The sequence below is a fragment of the Sorangium sp. So ce321 genome, from assembly GCF_051530195.1.
GTDB lineage: Bacteria > Myxococcota_A > Polyangia > Polyangiales > Polyangiaceae > Sorangium.
The window spans coordinates 14,221,581-14,234,031 of the sequence record NZ_CP150329.1; the positions used below are offsets into that span (position 1 = coordinate 14,221,581).

The 12,451-nt window shown below is 70.9% G+C and carries 8 protein-coding genes; 2 read left to right on the forward strand and 6 right to left on the reverse strand.

Annotated elements, in window-relative coordinates; all coding sequences use genetic code 11:
* Positions 1–649 precede the first annotated feature (649 nt).
* From WME89_RS52875 to WME89_RS52885, 3 genes are read right to left on the reverse strand one after another with little or no spacing between them, the layout of a single operon-like run.
* Positions 650–1,477, reverse strand: coding sequence for an ABC transporter permease (locus tag WME89_RS52875; protein ID WP_438007070.1), 828 nt, complete (start codon positions 1,475–1,477; stop codon positions 650–652).
* Positions 1,474–2,367 (reverse strand): ABC transporter permease, encoded by an 894-nt coding sequence (locus WME89_RS52880; protein ID WP_438007071.1) that lies wholly within the window; start codon positions 2,365–2,367, stop codon positions 1,474–1,476. Before WME89_RS52880 ends, WME89_RS52875 begins: the two co-directional genes overlap by 4 nt.
* A complete protein-coding gene (locus WME89_RS52885) occupies positions 2,360–3,475 on the reverse strand; it encodes an ABC transporter ATP-binding protein (RefSeq protein WP_437655365.1) in 1,116 nt (371 codons plus the stop codon). Before WME89_RS52885 ends, WME89_RS52880 begins: the two co-directional genes overlap by 8 nt.
* A gap of 372 nt (positions 3,476–3,847) precedes the next feature.
* Here WME89_RS52885 and WME89_RS52890 point away from each other — a divergent pair, with 372 nt between their 5' ends.
* Entirely contained in the window at positions 3,848–7,669 is a 3,822-nt protein-coding gene (locus tag WME89_RS52890; RefSeq protein ID WP_438007072.1) for a serine/threonine-protein kinase, read from the forward strand.
* A 159-nt stretch (positions 7,670–7,828) separates the two neighbouring features.
* Here the strand turns inward: WME89_RS52890 and WME89_RS52895 are convergent, their stop codons facing one another.
* The 3 genes from WME89_RS52895 to WME89_RS52905 form a co-directional block, all read right to left on the reverse strand.
* Entirely contained in the window at positions 7,829–8,137 is a 309-nt protein-coding gene (locus WME89_RS52895; RefSeq protein WP_437622609.1) for a hypothetical protein, read from the reverse strand.
* 143 nt (positions 8,138–8,280) lie between these two features.
* A complete protein-coding gene (gcvPB, locus tag WME89_RS52900) occupies positions 8,281–9,774 on the reverse strand; it encodes an aminomethyl-transferring glycine dehydrogenase subunit GcvPB (RefSeq protein WP_437306718.1) in 1,494 nt (497 codons plus the stop codon).
* Between the two features lie 50 nt (positions 9,775–9,824).
* Positions 9,825–10,427 (reverse strand): hypothetical protein, encoded by a 603-nt coding sequence (locus WME89_RS52905; RefSeq protein WP_437655361.1) that lies wholly within the window; start codon positions 10,425–10,427, stop codon positions 9,825–9,827.
* Between the two features lie 214 nt (positions 10,428–10,641).
* Between WME89_RS52905 and WME89_RS52910 the strand changes: the two genes are divergently transcribed.
* Positions 10,642–12,366 (forward strand): FG-GAP repeat domain-containing protein, encoded by a 1,725-nt coding sequence (locus WME89_RS52910; RefSeq protein ID WP_438007073.1) that lies wholly within the window; start codon positions 10,642–10,644, stop codon positions 12,364–12,366.
* Positions 12,367–12,451 lie beyond the last annotated feature (85 nt).

Here is a 12,451-nt window from a genome sequence, read left to right on the forward strand (position 1 = left end):
GCGCCCCGGTAGTCGCGCGCCGAATAACGCTCCGTGGCAATCCTGAAGTGAAGATCGGCCTCATCGGCCAGATCGTCCGCCCAGGCAGGCCGACCGGAGAATGTGAGGAGTGAAACGAGTATGAGTAGGAGTGCGGAACGACGAAAGCTCATCTTTCGATCTCGATTCCCAACGGTCGAAGTGGAGCGGAAGGCGCCGTCCGCCGGGTCCAGCAGTCACGCCGAGACACGGCGAGCTTCGGACGAACAGCCGCATTGCCGGGTCAGCTTACCGTAAGCCGTGAGCCGATCCAACCTGTTCGCACAATCGGCCGATGCCCCCACCTCCACGTGGACCCCGCTGTGTAGGCGCTCTGCGCGGCGCGCATACACAGTGAGCGGGGCCAGGGCGCGCCGCGGCGTGGATCTCCCCGAAACCCTTCGCATCTTCGAGCGCCGGAGAGCGCGGAAGGCAAGCGCCCGAGCTCGGGCTTGCGCGCGCGCGCACGTCGGCGCGGGCCCCGGGCAGGTCGCCGAGCGCCCTGGATGACGCCGCCGCTCCGTCGAACGATGCGCGTCGACGCGCGGCCGTGAGGCGCCGCCGTCGCCGCGAGCCGCTCAGCCGAGGCGCCGCGCGGCCCGGCGCGCGGCCTTGCAGCCGAGGCGAACGCTCAATCGTGCCTCCAGCGGGTCAGCCGCTCCATCATCATGATGAACACGATGACGCCGAACACGAGGATCGTTGAGATCGCGAACAGGTCGGTCCGCATGCCTCGCACCTGAGAGTGGTAAACGAAGAGCGGGAGCGTGACCGAGCGCGGGCCGGACGTGAAGAAGCTGATCACGAAGTCGTTGAGCGACATCGTGAATGCGAGCATCGCGCCCCCCACGATGGCCGGCCAGAGCAGCGGGAGCGTGACCCGCCGGAAGTGGATCCAGGGCGACGCGTAGAGGTCCATCGCGGCCTCGCTCAGCGTCGGTCCGATGGAGATGAGGCGGCTGCGGACGATGAGCGTGACGAACGCGATCTCGAACGTCACGTGGCCGATGATCATCGTCGTCATGCCGAGGTCGAACCAGTCGAGCACCCGGCGGAGCAGGTTGAACGCCAGCACCAGCACCGCCGCAAACGTGATGTCGGGGGCGACCGCCGGGATGTCCACGATCGACTCGAGCATCCGGCTCACGGAGCTCGTCCACGGGAAGCGCATCCCGAGCGCGAGCAGGGTCCCGAGGGTCGTCGAGATGAGCGTGGAGGCGCCGCCGAGCATGAGGGTGTTCACGGCGACCTCGCGGATCTCCCTGGCGCGCCGGCTGGTCTCGGGGTCGGCGAAGAGGTCGACGTACCAGCGCACCGAGAAGCCCGTCCACACGAGGCCGCGCTCCGCGGCGTTGAACGAGTAGAAGGCCACCGCGAGGAGCGGCAGGTAGAGCAGCCCGAAGCCGCCGAAGGCGGCGATGGTCGTCAGCGCGCGCCAGAGACCGCGGTGGCCGCTCACAGGATCTCCACGGAGCGCCCGTTCCGGCGGTACAGGGAGACTCCACCCAGGGTCAGGATGATGAGCAACAGGCTCAGCGCCGCTCCATAAGGGATGTTCCGGCCGGGGCCGAACTGGTGCTGGATCAGGTTGCCTATCAGCCAGTGCTTCGCGCCGCCGAGCATGTCGCTCACGACGAAGACGCTCATCGCGGGGACGAAGGTCAGGATCACCGCCACGCTGAGGCCGGGGAGGGTCTGGGGCAAGATCGCCGCGAAGAACACGCGGAGCCGCGAGGCGTAGAGGTCCTGCGCCGCCTCCACGAGCGACCAGTCGAGCCGGTCGATGCTGGTGTAGAGCGGGACGACCGCGAACGGGAGGGAGGCCGCCACGAGGCCCAGCGTGACCGCGGTCCAGCTCGGATAGATGTCGCGGCCGGGGTCGATCCAGCCGAGCCAGGCGGCGAGCTTCGCGGGGGGGAGCTGCGCCGAGAGGAGGAGCTTCCAGCTGAACGTGCGGATCACGAGGTTCGTGCAGAGCGGGACGATGATGATCGCCAGCCAGAAGAACCGCCGGCGGCGCGAGCCGCGGGCGATGAAGAAGCTCATCGGATACGCGAGCATCACGGAGGCGCTCGTCGCGACCAGCGCGAGGACGATGCTCCGGATGAGGATACGCGCGTTCTCGCCCGACGCGGACCCGAAGATCCGCTCGAACGACTCGATCGTCAGCTCCCAGATGAGGGCGCCGTCCGCGTCGCGCTTCATGAACGACACGAAGAGGAGCGCGAGGCTCGGCAAGAGGAGGAAGATCGAGAGCCAGGAGACGCCGCCCGCGATGAGCAGGAAGCCTCGCGCGAGGAGCCTGCGCCGCGTCGTCAGCTGGCCATACCAGACGGTGGGCTCAGTCACTGAGCACCTCGAGCCGCTCGGCGGGCAGGGCGAGCCAGACCGAGGAGCCGGGCTTGAGCCGCGAGCGGGGGCTGAGCTGCACGCGGAGCGGCCCGGGCTCGATGATGAGCTCCACGTGGTCGCCGCGATAAAAGCTCTCCCGCACCACGCCGCGCACGCCGTTCTCCGGCGGCTCGTTCTCGCAGAGCTCGATCCACTCGGGGTGGATCGCGAGCGTGCCGAACTCCCACTGAGGCGTGGTCTGGACCCTCAGCGCGCCCACCGTCGTGAAGACGAGCGTGGCGCCGACCCGCTGGGCCGAGATGAGGTTCGCCGCGCCGAAGAACTCGGCGGCGAAGCGGCTCTGCGGCCGCTCGTACACCTCGGCCGTCACGCCCTGCTGCTCGATGCGACCCTTGTTCATGAGCACGATCCGGTCCGAGACGGTCATCGCCTCGTCCTGGTCGTGGGTGACGAGCACGAACGTCTTGCCGAGCGCGCGCTGGAGGCGGCGCAGGTCGAGCTGGACCTCGGCGCGCAGCTTCGCGTCGAGGGCCGACATCGGCTCGTCGAGCAGCAGCACCTCAGGCTCGTTGACGACCGCCCGCGCGAGCGCGACTCTCTGCTTCTGACCGCCCGAGATCTGGTGCGGGTACCTCTCCGCGAGATCATCGAGCTTGAGCATCGAGAGGCTCGATCGCACGCGCTCGCGCACCTCGGGGTCCGGGAACTTGCGCGACCTCAGGCCGAACGCCACGTTCTCGAACACGGTGAGATGCGGGAACAGCGCATAGTTCTGGAACACCGTGTTCACGGGCCTGCGGTTCGCCGGCAGGTGGTCAACCGTCCTGCCCGCGAGCAGGATGCGCCCCCGATCGGAGCGATCGAGCCCCGCGATGATGCGGAGCAGCGTGGTCTTTCCACAGCCGGAAGGCCCGAGGAGCGTGACGAACTCGCCGGCCTCTGCCGTGAACGATACGTCGTTCAGTATCTGTGTCTTGCCGAAGCTCTTGCTTACGCTCTCTACAACGAGGCTGCATCCCGGGTTGCGCTCGGCCGCGCTCTCGTTCGGGGGCGCCGTGCTCCGCCGCGCCGACGACGAGAAGAAGTCTCTCAACCTCTGGATCACCCCAGCAAACCCTTTGCGCGTGGCGCTCTCGGAACCGCTTCCGAAGCCTCGGAGCGTACTACGCAGACCATGATGCCCTCCCGTTGTCAACTGGGTGCGCGCCGGGCTGACCGGCTGAGCGGCGCGCGCCCGGCCGGGCTCTTTTCGCTCGCAGGCCGCGTACGCTACCCCCCTTCCCCCGGGCGTGCCACCTTTCTGCGGATCCTGCTCGCGACGTGGCGCGCCCCGCGCTGGCCCGCGTGCCCCTCGCACCGCTGCCCACGCGCTCCCGAGCGCTGCCGGCGCGTCCCCCGCGCGTCCCCCGCGCGCTCCTTACGCGCTCCCTACGCACTGCTTGCCACCGCTCGGCGCCGGTGATTTCTTGGTCCACGCATGGGCCTGAGGAGCGCGAGACCCGAGTTCGGAGGCACGCGTCGCTTCCAGGTCGTTCGCGTCGTCGGCGTCGGCGGGATGGGGGTTGTCTACGAGGCCTTCGATCGCGAGCGAAAGGGGCGCGTCGCGCTCAAGATCCTCCGGAATCTGAGCGCCGACGCGCGCCTCCGGTTCAAGAACGAGTTCCGCTCGCTGCAGGACATCCAGCACCCGAACCTGGTCAGCCTCGGCGAGCTCCACGAGGAAGAGGGGCAGCTCTTCTTCACCATGGAGCTCATCCGCGGCGTCGACTTCGTGGTGCACGTGCGGCTCCACGAGGAGGGCGACGCCACGCCGAGGGGCGAGCCCGCCGGCGGCGGGCGGCGCTCCACCCTGCCGTCGAGCCCCCTGTGGAACGCCCAGGCCGCCGGCTCGGAGGAACAGCCCCGGATCAAGCGCCCCTTCCACGAGGCCCGCCTCCGCTCGGCGCTGGCGCAGCTCGCGCAGGGGCTCGCGGCGGTGCACGCGGCCTACAAGGTCCACCGCGACATCAAGCCTTCGAACGTGCTCGTCACCGCGGAAGGGCGGGTGGTCGTCCTCGACTTCGGCTTCGTCGCGGACGCGAGCGGCGCCGGGCGCGAGCAGGCCGTCGTTGGCACTCTCCACTACATGGCGCCCGAGCAGGCCGAGGCGAAGGCGGCCGGGCCCGAGGCCGATATCTACAGTGTGGGGGTAATGCTCTACCTCGCGCTGACCGGGGTCTATCCGTTCCAGATGGCGCCCAAGGCGGCGCTCGACATGATGCGGCGGGCCGAGCCGCCGCCGCCGAGCCGGCTCGTCGAGGACATGCCGCCCGACATCGACGAGCTCTGCGTCGACATGCTCCGCATCGACCCGGCCGCCCGACCGACCGCGCGCGACGTGCTGCGGCGGCTGCGGGTGCAGGAGCTCATCGAGGAGCCGCCCGTCCTCTCGCAGCGCATCGGCTTCGTCGGCCGGCAAAGCGAGCTCGCGGCGCTGGAGGGCGCGTTCGCCGAGGCGAGGATGGGGCGCGCGATCACCCGGTTCATCGAGGGCGAGTCGGGCGTCGGCAAGAGCGCGCTCCTGCGCCGGTTCCTGGAGCGCATCGACAAGGACGCGCTCGTCCTCGCCGGCCGCTGCTACGAGCGCGAGGCGGTCCCCTACAAGGCCGTGGACGAGCTCATCGACGCGCTGAGCCGGCACCTCGCGCGCCGCCCGGCCGAGGAGGTCAAGGCGCTGTTGCCGCCCAACGCGGGCCTGCTCGGCACGGTGTTCCCGGTGCTCCGGACCGTCCCGGCGATCACGGAGGCGCGCGCGCGGCGCAAGGCGATCGATCCGCCCGAGATCCGCGCGCTCGTCTTCACCGCGCTGCGCGAGCTGCTCGGGCGGCTCGCGGCCGAGCGGCCGCTCGTGCTCGCGATCGACGACCTCCAGTGGGCCGACGCCGACAGCATCGCGCTCCTCTCGGAGGTGATGCGCCCGTGGACCGAGGCCGATCTCAGCGCCGCGAACCGGCCTGGCTCGTTCCCCGGCCTCGACGGGCCCGTCCACTCGACCGCGCCGGTCGACCCCTCGCGCCCGCGGGCGATGATGCTCGTGGCGGCGGTGCGCACCGCCTCGGAGACGGCGCCGCCGCTGTCGCGGCAGCTCGGGGTGCCGGTCGACACGCTCGGGCACATCATCCTCCACCGCCTGTCGCTCGCCGAGGCCCAGGAGCTCTGCGCCCTCCTGCTCCGGGGCGCGCCGGCCGGCCGGCCGCTCAGCATCGAGGCGATCGCGCAGGAGGCCGGGGGCCACCCGCTCTTCATCGACGCCCTCCTGCGCCACCGCATGGCGCAGGACTCCGACAGCGGGCCGGTGCGCCTCGACGACGTCCTCTGGGCGCGCATCAGCCGGCTCGACCCGCGCGCGCGCCAGCTGCTCGAGCTCGTCGTGTGCGCCGGCTCGCCGGTGCTGACGTCGGTCGCCGCGCACGCCATGGCGGCGGACTTCTCGGAGCTCACGCGGGTGCTCTCGGCCCTGCGCGCGGCGAACCTCCTGCGGACCGGCGGCTCTGGCCAGGACGAGTTCGTCGAGCCGTTCCACAACCGCATCCGCGAGACCGTGACGACCCGGCTCGACGAGGAGACGTCGCGCAGCTGGCACGGCCGGCTCGCGCTGGCGCTGGAGGCCTCCGGGCGCGCGGAGCTCGAGGCCCTGGCCGAGCACTGGCGCGCCGCCGGCGACCCCGCGCGCGCCGCCGGCTACGCGGTGCGCGCCGGCGAGCAGGCCGAGGCCGCGTTCGCGTTCGACCACGCCGCGCGCCTCTACCGGATGGCGATCGATCTGCACCTGCCAGGCGGGACGGAGCGGCGGGTCGTGCTCGCCAAGCTAGGCGACGCGCTGAGCAGCGCCGGCCGCGGCGCCAAGGCCGCCGAGGCGTACATGGCCGCGAGCGACGGCGCCCCGGAGGCGGAGGCGATCGATCTCGGGCGCCGGGCCGCGGAGAACCTGCTCCGCGCCGGCTACGTCGACGCCGGCATGGCGGGCCTGCGCTCGGTGCTCGGCGCGGTCGGCATGCAGGTGCCGAAGACGCCGGAGCTCGCGGTCGCGTCGCTGATGCTGCGGCGCGCGCAGGTCCGCCTGCGCGGGCTCAACTTCGTCGAGCGTCCGGCCGAGGAGGTCTCGCCGGAGGACCTCATGCGCATCGACGTCTGCTGGTCGGCGGCGATGGGCCTCGTGATCGTCGACCCCACGCGCGGCGCCGACTTCCAGGCGCGCAACCTGCTGCTCTCGCTCAAGGCGGGGGAGCCTTATCGCGTGACCCGCGCCCTCGCCTTCGAGGCGACCTACCTCGCGATCGACGGCGGCCCCTCGGCCTCCCGGGTCGCCGACCTGCTCTCGACGGCGAGCTCGATCGCGGCGCGCATCGGCCGGCCTCACGCGCTCGGCCTCGTCGGCTTCGTCAGCGGCGTCACGGCCACGCTGTTCGGCCGCTGGCACCAGGGCGTGGCCGATCTCGATCGCGCGGACACCATCTTCCGCGAGCGCTGCACCGGCGTCACGTGGGAGCGGAGCTGGGCGCACACGTTCTCGGCCTGGGCGCTCTGGTACGGCGGCGAGACGCGCGAGTTCATGCGCCGGGTCCCCATGTACTTGCAGGCGGCCGACGAGCGCGGCGACCGCTACCTCGCCACGAGCCTGCGCTCCTCGCAGAGCAACGCCTACTGGCTGGTCGCCGACGACCCCGACTCCGCGCTGCGCCAGGCGCAGGACGCCATCCGGAGCTGGTCCAAGGCGGGCTTCCAGCTGCAGAGCTATTTCGACCTGGTCGCCCGCGCGCACATCGGCCTTTACCGGGGCGAGGGCGAGGCCGCGCACCGCCTCTTCGCCGAGCAGCGGTCTGGCATCGAGAGCTCGCTCGCCGTGCGCATCCAGGCCGTGCGCATCATCATCACCCACCTCCGCGCCTGCGCCGCGCTCGCCGCCGCCGTCGCCGCGCCGGCGGAGGCCGAGGCGCTCCACGACGAGGCGACGCGCGCCGCCCGCAAGCTCGACGCCGAGCACATGCCCTGGGCCGACCCGCTCGCGGCGGCGGTGCGCGCCGCGGTCGCCGCGTCGCGCGGCGAGGCGGAGTCCGCCGTCCAGCTGCTCGCCGACGCGGTGCGCGGCTTCGAGGCCGCCGGCATGGCCCTCCACGCCGCCGCCGCGCGGCGCCGCCACGGCGAGCTGCTTCAGGGCGACGAGGGCCGCGCCGCCGTCGCCGCCGCGAACGGCTGGATGCAGGAGCAGGGCATCGTCAGCCCCGACCGCATGACCCGCATGCTCCTCCCCGGGTTCTAGCGGAGCTCACCCGCTTCGGATACGGGCCCATCTCGGCGTTTTCGGTGCTCAGCGTACAGGAGTACGCCTCCGCGCCGAAAACGCCGAGCTGGACCCGTCTCCTGTGCGGGTGAGCTCCGGCGACGCAGGTTCAGGGGGCCGTGAGCAGATTCAGAGGGGTCAGGGCTTCACGCGCAGGACGGCGGTGCCCTTCTGCTTGCCGTAGAGCTGCTTGATCTCGATCTTGTACTCGCCGGGCGACGAGGCGCTGAACTCGACGGGCGAGGCGCTCTGGGGCCTGCCGGTCGGCAGGTCGCGCAGCACCCGCTCGATGATGATCTTGCCCGAGGGGGAGCGGATCTTGATGTTGAACGGCGGGGTCGCCTCGTCGTACGCGCGGAACACGAGGCGCACGGTGTCTCCTACCGAGACCGGGATGGTCTGGCAGATCGTCTCGATGTCGCCCTCGTTCTCAACGGTATCGGCCACGCGTCGCTCGTCCCGTGAGGTACCGCACCGCGGCCCTTCGTCCCTCATTGTAGACGCGTCCGGCGGAGATTCGCGAATTTGGCGCGGCCGGCTGGCGCTGCCCGCGGGAGGAGGCCGCCCGCGGGCCGCCTCCTCCGGGGGGATCACGTCCTCGACCACCGCAGGCGCGGCTGGCGTGCGGCCCGGGCCTCGTCGAGGCGCCCGACCACCGTGCCGTGCGGCGCCTGCTTCACGACCTCCGGCGTCTCCTGCGCCTCCTTGAGGATGCTGAGCATCGCGGCCGCGAACTCGTCGAGGGTCTCGCGGGTCTCGGTCTCGGTGGGCTCGATCATCAGGGCGCCGGGCACGACCAGCGGGAAGTAGACCGTGGGCGCGTGGAAGCCGTAGTCGAGCAGCCGCTTGGCGATGTCGAGCGTCTTGACCCCGGTCTCCTTCTCGATCTGGCTGTCGGAGAGCACGACCTCGTGCATGCAGGGCTGCGGCACCGGCGCGAGGTAGTGGTCCTTCAGCCTGGCCCAGAGGTAGCGCGCGTTCAGCACGGCCAGGCTGCTCGCCATGGTGAGCCCCTCGCCGCCCATCTCCCGGATGTACGTGTACGCCCGGATGAACATGCCGAAGTTGCCGGTGAAGGCCCGGAGCCGCCCGATGCTCTGGGGCCGGTCGTGGTCCCACGCGAGCGCGTCGCCGCGCCGCACGAGGACGGGCGAGGGCTGGAACGGCTCCAGGTGCTTCTTGAAGCAGACCGGCCCGGAGCCGGGGCCGCCGCCGCCGTGCGGGGTCGTGAACGTCTTGTGCAGGTTGATGTGGATGACGTCCATGCCCACGTCGCCCGGCCGCGCGTGCCCCATGATGGCGTTCGTGTTCGCGCCGTCGCCGTAGACGAGCCCGCCCCTGTCGTGGATGAGCTTGATGATCGCCGGCAGGTGCGTCTCGTAGGCCCCGAGGGTGTTCGGGTTCGTGATCATCAGGCCGCAGACGTCGCCGTCCGACCCCTCGCGCTCGATCGCGGCGAGGACCTGCTCCGGGTGGGTGATGCCGTCGGCGTTCTTCTCGATCCGGACGGCCACGAGGCCGTTGAGCGCGCAGCTCGCCGGGTTCGTGCCGTGGGCGCTCTCCGGGATGAAGACCTTCCTCGGCGAGCGCCCCTTCGACTCGTGGAAGGCGCGCATCATCATCAGCCCGGCGAGCTCGCCCTGCGCGCCCGCCGAGGGCTGGAGCGAGCAGCCGTCCATCCCGCTGACCTCGCAGAGCGCCTCCTGCAGGCGCCACATCACCTCGAGCGAGCCCTGGCTGAGCTCGTCGGGCGTCATCGGGTGCAGCTTCGCGAAGCCCGGGATGCGCGCGGCCCACTCGTTGATCTTGGGGTTGTATTTCATCGTGCACGAGCCGAGCGGATACATCTGCCCGTCGATGCAGAAGTTCCACTGCGAGAGCCGCACGAAGTGCCGGAAGGCCTCCGGCTCGCTCACCTCGGGCAGGCCGGCCGGCTCCTTGCGCGCGAGCGCGCCGTAGTGGGCGCCGGGATCGACGTCGGGCACGTCGAGCGGGGGCAGCGACGCGCCGGTCCTGCCCGGCGTGCCGCGCTCGAAGATGGGGGGTTCGCGGAACTGAATGCCTCGCGGCTGCGGTTGCGTCATCGGGGGGCTGTTATGTCAGAGGCCGGGCGGCCCGGCAGGTGCTTCGTCGCTCAGAGACCCGGGGGCTCGGCGGGGGCTTCGTCGGAAGGTGAGGCAGGCGGCTCGGGGGTGTCGGACTCCTTGTTCTCGCCGTCCCAGTCGCCGCCGCCGATGTCGGTGCTGCCGGTGCCGCCGATCGACGCCAGGTCCGGCATCATGTTGCGCTGCTTGACCGCTTCCCAGGGCTCGCCGACCTCGTCCTTGTTGCGGCCGATCTCGCCGACCAGCTTGTCGTCGACGTTCTCGCCCTCCGGCCGCTTGTACTTGAAGTACCCCCGGCCTTCCTTGGTCGAGTTCGGCCCGATGGCGCCGATCACATGCTCGGTCCAGCTGAACTTGATGAGGTCGCCCGTCACCGTGCCGTGCAGCTCGCCCCAGCGATCCTTGACGGGCCGGAGCCACTTGCCCTCGATGGCGTCGTGGTCCTGCACGAGGTGCAGATAGCCGTAGAGCTCGCTGTAATAGACCCCCGTCCAGTCGGCGCCTTCGGGCAGGTCCCCGGCTTCTATCTTGGCCGTCTTGGGAGCGGGATTCGAGCTGCAGCCGAGCGCCATCGGGCCTAGCAGAAGGGCTCCGGCGGCGGCGGCGATCCAAAGCCGTCGCGATACGTTCATGGCGGCGGAGCCTAGCACAGCACCTACCCGCACCCATACCCCCGCCATGCGTACCGATTCATCCGCCTCTGACATGGCGCGCGCTATGTCAGAGACGCGCGCCCACCTCGTCTCCTGAAGGAGGAGCGTAGCTTACCGTCCAGTGTGTGCTTTGCTGCGTGATTTTCTACTTCCAGCGCTGCGTGGAGTGCGGAGCCGCTGATAAGCTCCCGGCATGCTGAAGTTCTTTGTCTGCAACCGAGGTTCTGTAATTCCCGGCAGAATTGCTCTCTTCACCAGCGTGCTCGCCCTTGCGGGCTGCGAGGGGCAGCTCGGCAACCTTGACGGCACCCCTCCCCGCGGCGGTGGAAGCAGCTCCTCCTCCGGCGGCTACCGCCCCCCCGTCGGTGGGGGCTCCAAGCCGCTGCCGGCCGCCGCTTCGTGCGCCCCCGCGGCGAGCGGCGGCTCCAGCGCTGTCGCGGAGCCCGAGCTCTTTCTTCAGCTGTCCGACGACGACGAGAGCGCGTGGCTCGGGTCGCCGGCGGTCGCCGATCTGGACGGCGATGGCGAGAGCGAGATCCTCGTCACGCACAACGGCAACGTCGTCGCCTGGGGCCCCGACGGCGAGCAGCGGTGGCGGTTCGACGAGTCGCAGCAGAACGGGCGCATCTGGGCGAGCCCGATCGTCGCGGATTTCCGCGGCGACGAGCAGCTCGAGGTCGTCTTCGCGGCGCGCACCGCGATCTACATGCTCGACGCGAGCGGCCAGGTGGTCAGCGGCTGGCCCGTCGCCTGGAACGACGAGATCCGCGCCCTCGCCGCCGGCGACGTCGACGGCGACGGCCAGCTCGACGTCGTGGCCGCGAGCACCGACCGCTCCCCCGACGTGCTGATGGCCTTCCACGCGAGCGGGGCGCCGGTCGCGGGCTTCCCGCCGATCAACAGCGGCACGATCGGGTGCGACGCGCGCCGCAGCGACGACGCCGAGTGCTGGATCGTCGGCGTCTACGACCAGAACCTTGCCATCGGCGATCTCGACGGGGACGGCGCGCAGGACATCGTCTCGCCGATGGATAACTCGTATGCAGGGTTCTACCACGGCACGGGGGAGGCCTTCGACGCGCACCCCATGTTCGAGAACCGCCCGAAGACGCCGGGCGTGCGGTACATGCACGATCTCGAGCTCGCGCAGCAGGGCTTCGGCGACGGCAGCGACCTGCAGGCCTACTTCAAGAACTCGGCTCCTGCGATCGCCGACGTCGACGGCGACAGCGAGCCGGAGATCATCATGCTCGCGGCGGCCGAGGACGTCGACATGTCGGACCAGTCCCAGGGCGTCGGCCTCTGGGTGGTCCGCAACGACGCGAGCCGCATCGAGGGGTGGGAGAGCCCGTTCTACGCGCCGGACTACCTGTCCGGCGGCGAGGATCTCGGCGGCAACATCGTGGCCGCGACGCAGCAGGTGACCGTGGCCGATCTCGACGCGACGCACCCCGGCCCGGAGATGATCTTCGCCGGCCTGGATGGGCGGATCCACGCGGTCTACGCCGACAAGACGGAGTTCTGGGACGTCCAGTACACGAGCGACACCCAGGTGCTCACGGGCGGCGTCGTGGTCGGTGACCTGTCGGGCGACGGCATCCCGGAGGTCGTGTTCAACACCTACTCGACCGAGGAGAACCGGAGCCACCTGTTCGTCCTCGACGCAGGCGGCAAGATCCTCCACCAGGTCCCGCTGCCGCGCCTCGGCGCGATGCCCGTGCCGACGCTCGCCGACGTGAACGGCGACGGGACGATCGAGATCGTCGTGTCGCTCCGCGAGATCGGGTGGATCGACGGGCAGTACCCGGAGCCGTGCACGTACGTGTACACGGTGCCGCAGTCGGCGACGAACTGCCTGCTCTGGCCGACCGCCCGCGGCAACTACTACAGGAACGGCTGGGTCCGCGCCTCGGACTGAGCTCGCCGAGCCGGCCGGCCCCCGGCGGGGGAGGCCGCCGCGCGGCGCAGGGGACAGGCTGAACTCGCCTTGGACGTGGTGTCCC